General features: G+C 46.6%; 13 protein-coding genes. 6 read left to right on the top strand and 7 right to left on the bottom strand.

The features are described 5' to 3' along the window. Positions 1-563: 563 nt before the first annotated feature. Positions 564-902 (bottom strand): winged helix-turn-helix transcriptional regulator, encoded by a 339-nt coding sequence (locus tag QOS46_RS14070; RefSeq protein WP_283610687.1) that lies wholly within the window; start codon positions 900-902, stop codon positions 564-566. Between the two features lie 134 nt (positions 903-1,036). Between QOS46_RS14070 and QOS46_RS14065 the strand changes: the two genes are divergently transcribed. The 6 genes from QOS46_RS14065 (at position 1,037) to QOS46_RS14040 (ending at position 7,917) form a co-directional block, all read left to right on the top strand. Further along, positions 1,037-1,429, top strand: a complete 393-nt coding sequence (locus QOS46_RS14065) for a pyridoxamine 5'-phosphate oxidase family protein (RefSeq protein WP_283610686.1) — start codon at positions 1,037-1,039, stop codon at positions 1,427-1,429. Positions 1,430-1,744: 315 nt separating this feature from the next. Then, on the top strand, positions 1,745-2,350 hold the full coding sequence (locus QOS46_RS14060) for a TetR/AcrR family transcriptional regulator (RefSeq protein ID WP_283610685.1): 606 nt from the start codon (positions 1,745-1,747) through the stop codon (positions 2,348-2,350). Positions 2,351-2,370: 20 nt separating this feature from the next. After that, entirely contained in the window at positions 2,371-3,498 is a 1,128-nt protein-coding gene (locus QOS46_RS14055; protein ID WP_283610683.1) for a macrolide family glycosyltransferase, read from the top strand. A gap of 282 nt (positions 3,499-3,780) precedes the next feature. Further along, positions 3,781-4,239 (top strand): MarR family winged helix-turn-helix transcriptional regulator, encoded by a 459-nt coding sequence (locus tag QOS46_RS14050; protein WP_283610681.1) that lies wholly within the window; start codon positions 3,781-3,783, stop codon positions 4,237-4,239. Continuing rightward, complete coding sequence (locus QOS46_RS14045) at positions 4,236-5,987, top strand: ABC transporter ATP-binding protein (protein ID WP_283610679.1); 1,752 nt, start codon at positions 4,236-4,238, stop codon at positions 5,985-5,987. The genes QOS46_RS14050 and QOS46_RS14045 overlap by 4 nt, the downstream gene beginning before the upstream one ends. Further along, positions 5,980-7,917: an ABC transporter ATP-binding protein gene (locus tag QOS46_RS14040; RefSeq protein ID WP_283610677.1), complete on the top strand. Its 1,938-nt coding sequence runs from the start codon at positions 5,980-5,982 to the stop codon at positions 7,915-7,917. Before QOS46_RS14045 ends, QOS46_RS14040 begins: the two co-directional genes overlap by 8 nt. A 147-nt stretch (positions 7,918-8,064) precedes the next feature. Here the strand turns inward: QOS46_RS14040 and QOS46_RS14035 are convergent, their stop codons facing one another. The 6 genes from QOS46_RS14035 to QOS46_RS14010 all read right to left on the bottom strand — a co-directional run bounded on the left by QOS46_RS14035 (position 8,065) and on the right by QOS46_RS14010 (position 16,063). Further along, positions 8,065-9,123, bottom strand: coding sequence for a YdcF family protein (locus tag QOS46_RS14035; RefSeq protein ID WP_283610675.1), 1,059 nt, complete (start codon positions 9,121-9,123; stop codon positions 8,065-8,067). Between the two features lie 133 nt (positions 9,124-9,256). Beyond that, positions 9,257-10,447, bottom strand: a complete 1,191-nt coding sequence (locus QOS46_RS14030) for a GGDEF domain-containing protein (RefSeq protein WP_283610673.1) — start codon at positions 10,445-10,447, stop codon at positions 9,257-9,259. Positions 10,448-10,771: 324 nt separating this feature from the next. Further along, positions 10,772-11,935, bottom strand: a complete 1,164-nt coding sequence (locus tag QOS46_RS14025; RefSeq protein ID WP_283610671.1) for a GGDEF domain-containing protein — start codon at positions 11,933-11,935, stop codon at positions 10,772-10,774. A 140-nt stretch (positions 11,936-12,075) separates the two neighbouring features. Further along, the gene (locus tag QOS46_RS14020) at positions 12,076-12,870 is read right to left on the bottom strand and encodes a polysaccharide deacetylase family protein (RefSeq protein ID WP_283610670.1); all 795 of its coding nucleotides are present in this window, start codon (positions 12,868-12,870) and stop codon (positions 12,076-12,078) included. 75 nt (positions 12,871-12,945) lie between these two features. After that, positions 12,946-13,488 (bottom strand): beta-class carbonic anhydrase, encoded by a 543-nt coding sequence (locus QOS46_RS14015; protein ID WP_283610669.1) that lies wholly within the window; start codon positions 13,486-13,488, stop codon positions 12,946-12,948. Between the two features lie 52 nt (positions 13,489-13,540). After that, positions 13,541-16,063: a helix-turn-helix transcriptional regulator gene (locus tag QOS46_RS14010; protein ID WP_283610667.1), complete on the bottom strand. Its 2,523-nt coding sequence runs from the start codon at positions 16,061-16,063 to the stop codon at positions 13,541-13,543. Positions 16,064-16,073: the final 10 nt, after the last annotated feature.

Below are 16,073 nucleotides of genomic sequence, written 5' to 3'. Positions count from 1 at the left end.
ATTGAGTAGAAACAACCCCTGAATTTTCTGCCAGAGACAACAAAAAAGCCCGCCCCTGACAATTACTTGTCAAGGACGAGCTGAAAGGCTCGCGGTGCCACCCTGATTCACGATACAACAATCGTGCGCTTAGCAGGATACAAACATATCCCCGGCAACTAACGTATGCCTTCTCGTCGCAGAATACTCAGGTTTCCCCTTTGACTGCGCCCTCTGTGGTCCATTTGATGACTTGTTTTCTGCCCGACTCTCAGCACCGCGGGCTCTCTGTAAGAGCATGATCACCGTTATCTCCACATCAACGGTTTGGTTATTAAATTTAATTTAAAGTAACACAAAAAAACAGCGCTGTCAATAGCCTGTTTCACAAACCAATTGATTCCTCATTAAAACACAATATTCAAAGCTTCCTCTTTTTGTTCCACCGGAAGATTCCCTGTAACGCATTGACCAATCCATAAAACATATTTAGAATTGATTCTTCGCAGCTTTCACAAAGCGAAAGATAATCAAACAAATAAAAAAGTTTCCAGTGAAAGTCCCTGAAATTTTCAGAAATACGATTACTGAATTTCCTGTGTTTTCAGATAGGCGATATATTCCTGGCCCCAAACGCCCACCGCCTCCAAAACCGGTTCGAAATGTCGGCCCAGCTCGCTGAGGGAATACTCCACCTTCGGTGGAATCTGGTGATACACCGTGCGTTCAATCAGGCCGTTTTCCAACATCATATGCAACTGCTTTGTCAGCGTAGACTGCGTCAGGCGCGGTAGCGCCCGCTGCAGCTCATTAAAGCGCATTGTTTTCCTACTCAAATGATATAAGATCAAAAGCATCCATTTCCCTGTCAGCAGCTTTTGCGCCGTCACGTAGGGACAAATTCCGAACAGGTCCTCTTCCATATCTCAGGCTCCTATTAGTACCCAAAAAGATACTTACTATATAAAAAGATTGTACTTGAATTTAATTTAGTACTATGTTTAAATGATAACAAGAAATCAATCGTAAGTCAATTAAAATAATGGAGGCGTTACTCATGCAGGAAGTATACGAATTCTTAAAACAGTGCAATACCTATTACCTGGCCACAACAGAAGGCAGCCAGCCGCGCGTACGGCCTTTCGGTACAGTAGACATTTTTGAAGGCAAGTTTTATATTCAGACCGGGAAAGTCAAAAAGGTGTACCGTCAGCTAAAAGAGAACCCCAAAATTGAAATCAGCGGTATGACGGGCGGAAAATGGATTCGTTTAGAAGCAACCGCAGTGGAGGACGACCGCATAGAAGCAAGGCAGCATATGCTCGACGAATACCCCTCGCTGAAAAACATGTACAAGGCAGATGACGGCAACACCGTTGTTTTCTACCTGGAAAACGCCACCGCTACTATTTGCTCTTTTACTGAAGAGCCCAAAGTGATTCGCTTTTAATCACGATTCCATTCCGATTCCGATTTTTCTATTTTATCATAACCACCCGTAAAACGGGTGGTGTGCAAAGCCCTATAAGGGTATGTTACGAGCCAGCGTCTTTAGACGCTGGCTCGTACTTCGTTCAAGCCAGCTTGCATTAATTACCTGGCTAATCTCTAAAGGGGTCTTCTGCTTGCCGGTTACTATCCATCCTAAGTTCGGGAGCTACATCAAAGCATTAGCAAAACATTATTCTCTTAATTCTTGACCGCAAAGGTCAACTGTGCTAAGATATAAACAGAACAATATTCTGTTTATTAGGAGGGCTATAGTATGGCTCGAAAGCCTGTGCTGGAAGGTGGAAAGCGAGACGAAATACTTGATGTAGCAATTCAATTATTCCTAGAAAATGGATACGAGGGAACTTCTGTCCGTATGATATTGAATCATGTCGGTGGAGAAATTGGTATGTTTTATCATTATTTCGGCTCAAAACAAGAACTATTTGATAAAGCCTTGGAGCATTTTATGAAGCAACAAGAAATAACAATTTCACACATGCTGACCACCTCTCAAAATGGAACATCCCATTCTAAACGCATCAATCAACTCATGGATTGTTATGTTCACAGTATGGAGAAATTTCAAAAATTGTCAGGCGGCGCTGTGCATTGGTCCATTTTGTATGCTTTACATGATTTAACGGTAGAAGCTATGCTCCCAGCGGTAAAATTATCAATCTCTTCGCTCTATAAAGACTTAGGAATAGCAGTTGAGCTTTCCGATGTTGAATGGCTTGCTCCATATGTGCTAAAAGGCGTCAGCGGTTTGTTACATGATAAGCAGTTTTCTATGCTGCCGCAAAAACAGCAACAAACGATCATCATTAACCTGATATGCAGAACTTTAAAAATATCTACGTCCATTTTTGAATCTTAAAATAAAGGAGGCGGTACACAATGAATATTCTCTTTGTAAATTTACCCTTTTCGGGACACGTATACCCTACGCTAGGATTAGTAAGGGAACTTATATGTAGAGGAAATGAAGTCACTTATCTATTAACAGAGCAATGGAAGGAAGCTGTTTTGCAAACAGGTGCTCAGTTTGCCTGTTACCAAGATGATAAAAAACTCTCTATCCAAATGCAAAATGCTTATCATGCGGGAGTTAAGCTTGCGCACAATTTTGACTTAATTTTATATGAACAGTTTTTCTTTCTGGGAAAACACCTTGCAGAACAATTTCATAAACCTGTCATCAGAATATTCACTTCGCCAGCCTCTAACAAAGAACTGATGAAAGCGTATATCAACGCAGGCGGTATGATGGGCATTTTTCGTTTAAAGTGGATTTGCCAACAATGGACAAAACAAGTTAGCAAAGGAATCACATTGAAAACAGATTGCTGGCTGGAGGAGATTGTTCAAAATCCGCCAGAACTTAATTTGGTGTATACTATTCGTGAGTTTCAACCTTATGCAGATAGTTTTTCTGATGAGCATTACAAGTTTCTGGGTGCCTCCATCTATCCGCGTGATAAAAACCCAGACCTTCTCTTGGAGCAAATAAAACATCCTCTTATCTACATATCCTTGGGAACTGTTGTGAACCGAGCAAAAGGATTTTATCAAAAGTGTTTTGATGCATTCAGAAGCGAAAATGTTACTGTTGTTTTGTCTATTGGTAATTCGATCGATAAGAACAGTCTGCGTGAAATACCCGAGAATTTTTTAATTTACCCATTTGTACCCCAACTTGAAGTTCTGGAAAAATGCAATGTGTTTATTACTCATGGCGGATTAAATAGCGTAACAGAGGCGTTGTATTTTGGTGTACCTATGGTAGTCATACCATTCATGTCTGATCAGCCTATAAACGCAAATCGAATCGAAGAATTAGAACTTGGAAAGAGATTAGAGCGTAAACGCATTACAAGTACAGTCCTTAAAAATACAACAATGGATGTTATTCAAAATAAACGCATACTTCAGAATGTTCGATCAATGCAGAGTAAAATGCGTTGCGCAAACGGGAATAAATATGGTGCGGAAATTATTATAGACTATGGAAAAAGATATTGTTAAAACTAGTTCCATTTCAGTTTCTCCGGCATTGCATTATTAATTTGACTAAATTGACGCCGATTTCCGGCGCATGTTTTCATCATTTTATCTCTTGACGCATCTCCTGTTTTTGAATATAATGTTGTATATCAAACAGTTCTATATCAAACATTTTATCATAACCTCAACTCAATTAATGGAATTGAAGTATTCTCCCCGCCTGCGTCGGGGAGAATACTTCACCATTTAAAAAGCAGGTTACTTTTAAAATGCACTGACTGCGCCTTGGAAAGGAAATGCCCGATGAATAAAATGAGGGTCGGCCGGGAGCTTCGCTCTCTGAATAATATGATCCGGCGTTACTTCGAATTTTCTTCTCACCGAAAGGAGATCGAAACCGTTACCGGCAATAACGGATGGATCATCAGCTTTGTTGCCGACCGAACCGATCGCGACGTCTACCAGAAGGACATTGAAGTCTATTTCACCATCACACGCTCCACTGCTTCACGGGTGCTAAGCCGGATGGAGCAAAAGGGCCTGATTCAGCGCCTGGCCGTTGCACAGGACGCGCGCCTGAAAAAGATCGTGCTTACCCAAAAAGCGCTGGAAATTCGGGGGCTTATGCTGGAAGATGCCAAAAAAATGGAGGCAACTCTCATTCAAGGCTTTACGGAGGAGGAAATCAAAACGCTGCTGTCTTATCTGGAACGAATGAAAACCAACATAGCCAATTTGCAGGAGGAGCAAAATAATCCATGATCAAAAAACTTCTGTCCAGCGTACGGGAATATAAAAGGGAAACCATTCTCACACCAATATACGTTACTCTGGAATCTATCCTTGAAATTGTGATTCCTACCATCATGGCATTTCTAATTGATAATGGAATCAACCAAAAAAACATGTCTTATGTGCTCATGATGGGCCTTGTTCTTGTTCTGGCCGCGGCACTTTCCCTGTTTACCGGCATTTTGTCCGGGCGCAGCGCTGCCGTTGCTTCCGCAGGCTTTGCTAAAAACCTGCGCCACGATATGTTTTACAATGTACAGAACTTTTCGTTCTCCAATATCGATAAATTTTCAACCGCAAGCATCATCACCCGTCTGACCACCGACGTAACCAACGTGCAAAACGCATACCAAATGTTACTGCGCCTGGCTGTACGCTCGCCCGTAATGATTATCTTTGCGCTTGCTTTTTCCTTCCGGATCGACGCGCAGCTGTCGCTGATCTTCCTTGCGACCATCCCGGTGCTCGGCCTGGGCCTGTTCCTGATCATGTCACGCGTTCACCCGATTTTCGTGCGCGTGTTTCGCACCTACGACAAGCTGAATAACATCGTGCAGGAAAATCTGCACGGCATCCGCGTGGTGAAATCCTATATCCGCGAGGATTTTGAAGAGAAAAAGTTTTCGGATGTTTCTCAGGAAATTTTTGACGACTTTACAAAGGCGGAAAAGCGCCTTTCCTTTACCATGCCGCTCATGCAGTTCTGTCTCTACGCCAGTATGCTGCTTCTCTCATGGTTTGGGGCGAGAGAGATTATTGCCAGCGGAAACAGCGCGGCGATCGGTCTTTCTACCGGCGAGCTTGCCAGCCTGATTACCTACTCCATGCAAATTTTGATGAGCCTGATGATGCTTTCCATGGTATTTGTCATGATCATCATTTCGCGTGCATCAGCCGACCGCATTGTAGAGGTGCTAACGGAGGAAAGCGACCTGAAAAATTCCGAAAATCCAGTCCGCACCGTGCAGAACGGTTCCATTACCTTTGAGAATGTCACCTTCTCTTACGCACGGCAGACCGATAAGCCGGTGCTCGACAACATCACGTTTTCCATCGAATCAGGTCAGACCATCGGCATCATTGGCGGAACGGGTTCCTCCAAATCGAGCCTGGTTCAGCTGATTCCGCGCCTGTACGACCCCATGAGCGGCGTTGTCACCGTCGGCGGAGTCGACGTAAAAGACTACGACCTGGAAACGCTGCGCAACGAGGTGGCAATGGTGCTGCAAAAGAACGTACTGTTTTCCGGCACGATCAAAGAGAACCTGCGTTGGGGCAAAGAGAGCGCCACGGACGAAGAAATCATCCACGCCTGTCAGCTTGCACAGGCCGACAGCTTTATCCGTGAATTCCCCGAAGGCTATGACACCTATATCGAGCAGGGAGGCTCCAACGTTTCCGGTGGCCAGCGCCAGCGCCTGTGTATTGCGCGCGCATTGCTGGGGCAGCCGAAAATTCTGATTCTGGATGACTCCACCAGCGCTGTTGACACCAAAACCGACAGCCTGATCCGTCAGGCCTTCCGGGAAAGTATTCCGAACACGACCAAAATGATTATCGCGCAGCGCGTTTCCTCCGTGCAGGACGCGGATAATATCATTGTGCTGGACGACGGCCGCATCAACGCAGTCGGCACGCATGAACAGCTGCTCGAAACCTGCGCGATTTACCGAGAAGTTTATGAATCTCAGAACAAAGGGGGGATTCTGCATGAATAACCAATCCGCTGCTGCGAAAAGCAGCCAAAAACCGGCCGGGCGTCCGCAAATGCCGCGCTTTGCTCCCGGCACGATTAAAAGGCTGCTCTCTTATATGTCACAGTACCGGCTGCGTCTGATTTTCGTCGCCGTCTGCATTCTGCTCAGCGCCGCTGCGAGCGCGGCCTCCGCACTGTTTTTGCAGACCTTGATTGACCGTTACATTCTTCCGCTGCTGGGACAGGCCAACCCGGAGTTTTCCGGACTGTTCCGCGCTATTCTCATGATGGGCTGCATTTATCTGATTGGTATTTGTTCCACCCTCTTTTATAACTGGATGATGGTTATCGTGGAGCAGGGTACTCTGAAGAAAATCCGTGACAGTATGTTTACCCATATGCAGAGCCTGCCGATCCGTTATTTCGACACCCACCCCTACGGCGATGTAATGAGCCGCTACACAAATGACACCGACACCCTGCGCCAGGCAATCTCGCAGAGCCTGCCGCAGATGCTTTCTTCCATTGTTTCCGTCGCAGCGGCGTTTTTCTCCATGCTGTACCTCAGCGTGGGCCTTACCGCCTTTGTCTCTGTTTTCGCCGTTGTTTTGCTCAAGGTGATCAAAACTCTGGTCGGGCGCAGCGGCAGCTTTTTCGTCAAGCAGCAGCAGGCGTTGGGCGGTGTAAACGGCTATATTGAAGAAATGATCAACGGGCAGAAGGTCATCAAGGTATTCTGCCACGAAGATAAAACAAAGGAAGAGTTCGACCAAAAAAACGATGAGCTGTGCTACTGCGCGACCGAAGCGAACAAATACGGCAATATCACCATGCCTGTTGTTGGCAACATGGGCTACATGCTCTATGTGCTTCTCGCAATCCTCGGCGGCGCGGCGGGAATTGCCGGACTGCCAAACCTGAGTCTGACTGGAATTAATGCGCTGACGATCGGCACTATCGTTTCGTTCCTGACTCTTTCTCGCAGCTTCATCAACCCCATTGGCCAAATCTCGATGCAGTTCAATATGGTGATCATGGCGCTGGCTGGCGCATCGCGCATTTTTGAGCTGATGGATGAGGAAAGCGAGCAGGATGACGGGAGCGTCACGCTCGTAAACGCCTGTGTAACCGATGGAGAGGTAGCCGAATGCAGCGAGCGCACAGACATCTGGGCCTGGAAGTACCCGCACAGCGATGGCAGCGTTACCTATACGCAGTTGCAAGGCGACATCCGCTTTCACGATGTGGATTTTGAATATGAAGAAGGCAAACCCGTTTTGCACAACATCACGCTGTACGCAGAGCCGGGCCAGAAAGTGGCGTTCGTCGGCGCAACCGGCGCCGGAAAAACTACGATTACCAACCTCATTAACCGTTTTTACGACATTGCCGACGGAAAAATTCGGTATGACGGCATTAATATCAATAAAATTAAAAAAGCAGATTTGCGCCGTTCGCTCGGCATTGTTCTGCAGGATGTCAATCTGTTCACCGGCACCGTGATGGAAAACATCCGCTACGGCAAGCTGGACGCGACGGACGAGGAGTGCATTGCGGCAGCCAAGCTCGCAAATGCGAATGGATTTATCCGAATGCTGCCGAAGGGCTACCAGACTGTGCTGGAAAACGATGGCAGCGGCCTTTCGCAGGGGCAGCGGCAGCTCATTTCGATTGCGCGTGCCGCGGTGGCGGATCCGCCCGTTATGATCCTCGATGAAGCAACCTCTTCCATCGATACCAGAACCGAGGCCATTGTTCAGAAGGGCATGGATGCGCTGATGAAGGGCCGCACGGTATTCGTGATTGCCCACCGTCTTTCCACCGTTCAGAACGCCGACGTCATCATGGTGCTTGAGCATGGCAGAATTATTGAGCGCGGCAGTCATGACCAACTGATTGCGGAGAAGGGCAAATATTATCAGCTTTACACCGGCGCGTTCGAGCTGGAATAAAGTGTAGAAGCAAAACAAAAACAAGCGAAGAACCCATCCGACGCATTAAGCGAAGGATGGGTTCTTCGACAGGCTGGAAGGAAGGCGATGACGCCTTCCTTCTTTTTCTGCTTGAAAACAAAACACTCTTCTCTGTTCTTGATGCGGTCACAGCTGCCGCAGATACCAGCTCAGCAAATAGCCCGCGCCAAGCGCAAAAAAGGAAATCCCCAAAACGGTGACATATTTTTTGCGCCATAGCACCAGATAGGCGATCCATTCACGAATGAAGGCATTCAAGGAAAAATACAGCTTGGTACGTGAGCCGCGCCCGTCACAGGGGATTCCCAGATGCTTGGCCAAAAGCAACGCGCGAAACACATGGTAGCCATTTGTAACAACCAGCAGGTTGCCCGTACCTCCACGTGCTTCCTGCTGAATCAGCTGATAAGAAAATTGCAGATTCTCTTTTGTGTTTACAGACTGCTCTTCCACCAGAATATCCTCTTCCGGAATGCCGAGCTCTATGGCATAGCGCTTCATCGCCTCCCCCTCCGAGAGAGCTTCATCGCTTCCCTTTCCTCCGGAACACACCAGCCGGCTGCCAGAATTCTGGCGGTACGCTTCGATTCCCTTTTTCATTCGCCCTGCCAGCAGCGGCGTTACCTCCGTACCGTTCTGAAGCCCGCAGCCCAGCACAATGATATATTGATATGTTTTTCGATGATTCCTGAGCAAATTCAAAAAGCTGCTAATCGTATACAGTGCAAAAATTGACAGAGTAAAAAAGGACCCAAAGGAAAGATACGCATACAGAAAGCCCCAGAAATCATCCTTTCGAATGTCTCTCAGCATGGGCCAAACCACCAAATACGCAATATAGCTCACCCCGAACCCTAGCGAAAGCATATGAGAAAGGGAAAAGCCCTCCCTACGAATCAGCTGGATTCCAGAAATCAACAGGGTGGTAATGAGTGCAAACGGAAATAACAAAACAGCCGCCAAAAGCAGAATTGAACCCACTATGAGGATTCCCCAGGCAAAGGGCAGTTTTTCCAGCATTAGTAAAATAACGGCGCACAGGCCCAGTATCGGCAGCAGCGCCCCCAGAAAGGAAACCCCCAGCCAAAGGCTTCTCTTTTCTTTGCGGTATTGCCACACAAACCATGCCGTTCCCAAGGCGGCAGCCAGCAACATTGGGATTAAAAAGAACAGACTGTTTTCCATAAAGGTCTCCTCGTTTGGCGGCTGGCACAGTGCCGCCGCTCTAACCGAAAATCACGGCGGCCAAAACGGTCGCCGCAAAATTAAAATTTAAATATCTATTGGACATTTCCTGTCGACCATTCCGTTTTCCCGGTTATTCAAAAAACCGGCCGGAATGGTCGCTGCCTTTTTCGTACACATGAATGGAGTCACGCGTTTTTTTCGCTTCATACAACGCATAATCCGCATTGAGGAACAGCCGAACCGCATCCATGTGGAGAGAATAGGGTGCCAGGCCAAAGCTTGCGGTCAGTTTTAGTTCCGGGTGGCCCGGAAACAGCAGTTCGTCAAGCTTTGCCTGTATTCTTTCGCAGGTGTTTACCGCCTCCGTCATGCTGACATCTCGGAACAGCAGGCAAAATTCATCCCCGCCATAGCGAAACGGCGTGGAGCACCCGCAGTTTTCTCTGAGCACCTCCGCAAAGCTGACCAAAACTTCGTCGCCGACACGGTGCCCCCAGCAGTCGTTGATCTGTTTAAAATGATCGATGTCAACTATGGCCAGGGCATAGATTTTTTCCTCTCTGCTGTCTTCCATCTCCTTAAAGGCATTGTGCAGCGCTTTGCGGTTAAAAATCCCCGTCACCTCATCGGTGCGCACGCTCTCCCAAAGCTGGTAGCGTTCTACCGAGTTCTGAATACTGATCTGGTTTCGCTTCTTTTCAAAGCGAATCGTTACCATACAAACCGCGGAAAAGGCCAGCAGAACGAAAAGCGTGGTGAAAAAATCCCCCAACTGCAGGCGACTGGAAAAGACATCGATCTTATCCGGATCCCATTTGATGAATAATTCTGAGATCACAAAGCCGAGCATTGCCGTAAAGGCCGTGATTACCGTTACGCGGTAGCAGGCATAAATAATGGTCAGCATCACAGCACCCGAAAAAATGTAACACATTGCTGGGAAAACGCTGTGCACGGTATACAGAATAAACGAAATCGCTACATACGTAAGCGACACCGTATAGATTTTCTTTTGCTGCGAGATTTTCTTTGACCTTAGCACCACTGTGTCCAGGGCAATACAGGCAAAATTCGCTGCACCGGGCAAGACTATGTACTTCCAAATATATCTTTGCACAGAAATAGAGATCAGGTCGTAATGGAACAAAGTGACACCCATTACACACTCGCAAAGCATCGCAAATACCACACTTGCAAAAGAAATTTGATAGTGCAGCAAAAGCCAGTCACGATCTACCTTCGAATATTCTTTTTTAATCTCTTCCATATTCTGGCTATTCTGCTTCTCTTTCTGCCCGTGCGGCAGAAAACGTATACTCACCTTGTTCCCTCCCGGCCAGGCCCTGAAAACCACGAGTCCTCATTCAGAACATTATTTCTCAGAAACCCGTGCTGCAATATTTCGACCTGTAATTTAGGGCCATTTGTGCTGTTCCCTACGCTTTTCCAAACTGCTGCCACGCAGAATTTCACCGTAGCGTTTCACTATCATGGCACTTTTCTTATTTAAAGTCAATTGCATCCGAAAAGATACTATAGCATTTTAGAAAAGCGGTTCCAAAATCATAAAAGCGTGCATACCAACCGCACCTGAAACCAGTTTGTTCCAGCCCCGGTTGCTTATTTTCGACACACAGTTTTGCTATTAGGAAGGGTTCTGCTCTGAAGCTGTCTTGTGCTTTTGCTTGCAGCGGTACATTTCCTGATCCGCGGCCGCCAAAAAGGAATCCTCTGTGTCAGAGTCGCGAAATACGGAGTACCCTATGCTAAACAAAAGCGTGTAGGCCAACGGATGCCTGCGGTTATATTCGTCCGCATTGGTCTGGAGCGTTTGGACCAGTTGCTCCACCTCTGCTATACTGGAACGTTCCCCCACGATGATAAATTCATCGCCGCCCAGCCTGGCAATAAAATCTTCGCTCTTCCGGCAGGACTGCCGAAGCAGCTCCGATGCCTTGACCAAAGCGGCGTCACCCTCCATGTGTCCCCAGTAGTCATTGATTTTTTTAAAATCGTCGAGATCGAGAATCACAGCAAACAGCAGGCGACTTGCATGCCTGGTTCGAATCCTGCGCTGAAGGTGACGTTCCAGCCGCCGCCGGTTATATAGGCCGGTCAGGTAATCGGTGGAAACCTCCGTATTTTGTAGATTAAGATAGATGCTGGTACATGCCAGCATTGTGCCAACCCAGATGATGGACAGACCGAAGAAACGAATTTGCACCGCCGTTATCGCAATAATCAGGACGGGAAACGCAAGTAAAGGAAAATTGAGGAATCTGTTTTCTTCCCAGCCGTTAATCAGAATATCCTTCACAGACATGCCGCTGGAATACAGCAAACATACACTAGACAAAAACGCCATCACCCAAAACAGCGGCCCGCGCGTATAGTGATTTTCCTCACTGATGACAAAAAACCAGTCCGTAAAAGGAGTCAGCAGGGTCATAATGGTACAAACTGCAACCGGAATGGCATAGAACCACGCGCGCTTCATTAAGCCCGATTTACTCTCATGAATTTTGAAATCGGTATACAACAGCCACAAAAAGCTGATCAATGGGTTAAACAGATAGTACAAGGTAGTAGACACATAGTTGAGTGCGGCCAGCCCGGGGCCCGGAGCGCCGTCTAAGAGCCACATTCCGGTATCAAACAGAAAAATGAGCAGATTGCAAAACAGTACACCGTTAAAGATCTTCTGGTCAATGGACAGTTTTCCAAAGCTTCCCCCGTTTCGATTCGTCAATATTAGCAGAAGAACCATGGCCCCTACTATATTTACCTCAGCATATAAAAAGTTTAACAAACTCCCCCGCCTCTTTTCTTCCGCCACCTCACCACGAGGCTTCTTAGTCTTTCTTATGAAAAGCAGAGCGGTGTTTTTCTTAACTCTGTTTCATCTTTTCTATCCTTCTAATCAACAAAACAGTTTGTACTCGGCACCTACTAGAGCGACAAGGTTTCACCCGGCCCAATACAGACAGGATCGTTCTCTGCCAGAAACCATACCGTAATCCCGCTGGAATTGGAAACCCGCGTCATATCGGCACTTATTTTCAGATTTTTCACCGCTGTAACATAATCTTTAATTTTAATATTTGTGGTATACCAAATGTCGGGACGTCCGCCGGCATCGCGGCAAAACTCTTCGATCACCTGCCAGTTGTCATCGCGGGTAAATTCATAGCTATGCCCCCAAAGATAAAACAACTGCAGGCGAAAATCCACCGGGTGGTCGACAAAGCGCTGCCACAAATGGCCCAGGCGGTTATGGTGACAGGTTGGATTCCAGCGCATAAAATCACTTGGCACGCCAAACATTCCCGTTTCCTCCACCGTGCGCGAATATTCCATACCGCAGCTCCGCAGAACAGGAATGATTTCGTCGCTATACTCGCCGTATGGATAGCTCATTCCGCGAATAATTCCGTCTGCTGCCCGTTCCAGGATTCGCCTATTCTCCATAATTTCTGAAAGAAGGAGCGCCGGCGGAATTTGAATCAGCGAAGGATGAGAATGCGTGTGGACACTGATTTCATGCCCCCGGTACAATTCTCTGTACTCCACTGTCGGCAGGTATTCGGGCCTTCCTTCAAACGCTGTGTTCAGGTGGAAGGTCCCCTTGACTCCATACCGGTTCATGATCTCAACCAAGCGGCGGTCCTGTATTCTTCCGTCATCATAGCTGAGGGTCAGGCATTTGTTTTTGCCGCCGGGCCAAAGCGAAAACTGAAGTTTCATCTGTCTGCCTCCTCACAAATTTCCAAGAGCTTTATTGTATTCATAAAATAAAATGCAAAACAGAATTTGCCTAAATTAAATTACCTTCGTCAGCTCACCCGTTACGGAATCTATAATGAACCCATATACCATGATTTCTTTGGGAACAAGAGGATGCCTGCGTATCTGTTCTACCGATTGTTGAATGGAACGATCTAAATCCATAAAACCGCCTAGCCACAAATCAAAATCTATGCCCACGTCCTTTACCTGATCAATATCGTGCTGCGTGATTCCGCGTGCCTTCATCTTCTCTATTATTCTTTGAGCATCCGTACACCTTGCGCCACAATCCGTATGACCAATTACCAGTATTTCCTGAACATCCAGCTCATAAATTCCAATCAGCAGGCTCCGCATCGCGCTTCCAAACGGATGGGAAATGACCCCTCCCGCATTTTTGATGATTTTCGCATCACCGTTTTTTAATCCCAACGCTGCGGGCAGTAATTCCGTTAATCTCGTATCCATACAAGAGACTATGGCTATTTTTTTATCCGGATATTTACTGGTAATATATTTTTCGTAGCCTTTGTTCTGAATAAACATTTTATTGTATTCCAGTATTTCGTTAATCATTGCTCATCCTTCTTTCTGACTTAACACCGTTCGCATATGAATCAAGGTTTCATCATTTCTCCGGATTCTGTGAACTCTTTAACAACAGGTACTCATTGAGCTGAACGCGAGACTTAATCCCCAGCTTTTCGAAAGCATTTTTCAAATGAGCTTTCACCGTATGCTCCGTGATATAAAGCTGTTTGCTGATTTGCGGATTCGACAGCCCCTTTGCAGCTAATGCCGCAACCTCCTGCTCTCGTTCGGTGAGAGAGGCCAAGGCATCTGTAAAATGCTCCTTCCGAATCGCTTTGATTGAGGCGAAATAAGCGACATACAGCTTTTGGCATTGCGTTACAAATTCAGCGTGCTGATCAAATTCTTCTGACGCCTGCTGATGCTTTGTGCCCCAAAGGAGGCTCTCCAGGTATTTCCCATTTTCTACAAAAGGCAGATACAATCCATCGGCGGCAGCAATATTGAGCGCTTTGTTTAAGGATTCCACCGCATGACTTCGGCGCCCCAGCTGTTCGTAAGCTGCCGCCAGATAAATATAAAGATAGATTTGAGTCAGCAGATTCGGAAAAATAGTTGCGGTTCTTAGAAACAGTTCCGATTGTCCGATCAGCTTTAAATATTCCTTCTGCTCCAAAAGAATCCGTCCGTAAACCATATGCAGTGAGGGAACAGAGGGAAATAACATTTTGTTATTTGCAAAATTCCCCTGAGAAATCCAGACGGGAAAATTTTGTGTTTGCCCGAGCTGCGCATAAATGGCACTCTCACAAACATCCATTGTATGTAACAGGATATAGTGCTTTTGTCGAATCAGGTTTTCGCGCATTTGACTCAGCAGAGTAGCCGCAAAAGAATAATCTCCCTGGAACAGCGCGATACGCACCTGCAAAAATTCCGCACACAGGGCAACACTCCACTGATTTCTGCTTTGCGCATTTACCAAAGCCGTATGCGCGATAATTCTGGCGTTTTCCATATCACCGCCCATATAGCAGGTTTCCGCTTCCATCACATATTCGGCACCCATGCCATGCCCGCCGGTTACCTGGTAATAATACGGAAGCGCCTCTTTCATGATATGTAGATGCTTGGTGAGCATTCCGCTTTCGCGATAGAACATGAAAAGCACGGAGAAGGAGCTGAAGGTCCACATGCTGTCTGCGTCAAAAATGACGGACGCTCTTGTCATCAGCGAGCAGGCTTTCCGATGGTGTTCCGACATACCGGCAATATCGTTGTAGCACGCAAAGCTGCGGATGATTTCGTACTCACCGATTAAATTGTTTTTTTCCTCTTCGCTCAGGCTGTCGTCTTCCCTAATGTGCTTTATCGTTTCCTCACAGATTTTTTGAAAAAGCTCTGGCTGCCGAAAACCGAACAGCCTTTTTGAATAAATCAGCATTGCCAGGTGATGGTGGAAGCGTATCGAATCCGGGCATTCTGAAAAGTATTGAATCATAACCGTTTGGTTTTCCGCAGAAAAGCTGTTTCCCTTATCCTTTTCAATTGCAAAGAGCAACTGATCAAAATTTTTGGACTTAAAATAAAATTCCATTGAAGAAGCATATTCAGAATGATCAAAATACCAGTCTGCGGCGCAGTTCCAAATTTCTCTTTGCTCCATTTGTGGCAGCTGATCAAACTCCTCGCGCACACAGATGCTGAAAATATTATGCAAATGATATTCTCCCGTTAAACGGTCGCAGGTTATAAACGCATTGCAGGCAAGCAAATCGTTCAAAAGCCGCTCGGCATTGCCATGCTTCCACATATGCCGCACCTGCTCCTTACTGAACATATCAAACAGGCAAATGCGATTTAAAAAGGATTTTAATTCATCCCGTAAAGGGTCGTACACATTTTGATGAACCAACGTCGGAATATCCCGGGTAGGCGCAAAGCTGCCCCGCGATGTGTATTCCAGCAGAAACAGATATAATGCGGAGATCCAGCCTTCGCTGTAAGAAAAGAGCATGTCCCGTTCCGATTCTATGGTCACTACCCCGCACAGCCGGTAATATTTTGCAATATCATCCGGGGTAAACGCGAGAACATCCAGCCCAATGTAATTGACAAAGCCCTTGAGCCTCAGCTCGGAATTTCCGTTGAGAAAAGACATGCGGGTAAGAATGATTACATGCAGAAACTGTGGTAAATGACGCACCAAAAAAGACATGAATTCATCCACTCTGCTATCGCGGATAAAATGATAATCGTCAATGACCAAAAAGACAGGGATGTCACTATTTATCGTGTGAAGTAATTGGATGACCTCTCTCTGCCATACGCTGCCCATCGGCAGTTCCATTTGGTGGAGGTTATCTGCAAGTTCAGAATCCAGCTCTGAAAGAACGGAACAGAATCCCGCCCAAAAATCAGTGGCGCCGCTGGTATACACGTTCTGCCACAGAACCTTCGCATCCAAATTTCGCAGCGCTTCCTTAGCGGCAGTGGTCTTGCCATAGCCCATTGGCGCTTCCATCATGGTACAGGGATACTCCAAAAAAGTGCCCATGCTTTCGCGCAGTTTGTCTGTAAAATACAGGGCTCGCGTATTGTATTTTGGGGGGGTTAGCATTTTCATCGCC

It is taken from the genome of Faecalispora anaeroviscerum (assembly GCF_947568225.1).
In the GTDB taxonomy this organism is placed as follows: domain Bacteria; phylum Bacillota; class Clostridia; order Oscillospirales; family Acutalibacteraceae; genus Faecalispora; species Faecalispora anaeroviscerum.
The sequence above is the reverse complement of the archived record's forward strand: the minus strand, read 5'-3'. Positions and strand labels throughout refer to the sequence as shown.

Bases quoted from the DNA above. Each gene is read 5' to 3' on its own strand.
- QOS46_RS14045 (WP_283610679.1), top strand. From the start codon at position 4,236: ATGATCAAAAAACTTCTGTCCAGCGTACGGGAATATAAAAGGGAAACC.
- QOS46_RS14040 (WP_283610677.1), top strand. From the start codon at position 5,980: ATGAATAACCAATCCGCTGCTGCGAAAAGCAGCCAAAAACCGGCCGGG.
- QOS46_RS14055 (WP_283610683.1), top strand. From the start codon at position 2,371: ATGAATATTCTCTTTGTAAATTTACCCTTTTCGGGACACGTATACCCT.
- QOS46_RS14050 (WP_283610681.1), top strand. From the start codon at position 3,781: ATGAATAAAATGAGGGTCGGCCGGGAGCTTCGCTCTCTGAATAATATG.
- QOS46_RS14010 (WP_283610667.1), bottom strand. From the start codon at position 16,063: ATGCTAACCCCCCCAAAATACAATACGCGAGCCCTGTATTTTACAGAC.
- QOS46_RS14015 (WP_283610669.1), bottom strand. From the start codon at position 13,488: ATGATTAACGAAATACTGGAATACAATAAAATGTTTATTCAGAACAAA.
- QOS46_RS14065 (WP_283610686.1), top strand. From the start codon at position 1,037: ATGCAGGAAGTATACGAATTCTTAAAACAGTGCAATACCTATTACCTG.
- QOS46_RS14060 (WP_283610685.1), top strand. From the start codon at position 1,745: ATGGCTCGAAAGCCTGTGCTGGAAGGTGGAAAGCGAGACGAAATACTT.
- QOS46_RS14020 (WP_283610670.1), bottom strand. From the start codon at position 12,870: ATGAAACTTCAGTTTTCGCTTTGGCCCGGCGGCAAAAACAAATGCCTG.
- QOS46_RS14070 (WP_283610687.1), bottom strand. From the start codon at position 902: ATGGAAGAGGACCTGTTCGGAATTTGTCCCTACGTGACGGCGCAAAAG.
- QOS46_RS14035 (WP_283610675.1), bottom strand. From the start codon at position 9,123: ATGGAAAACAGTCTGTTCTTTTTAATCCCAATGTTGCTGGCTGCCGCC.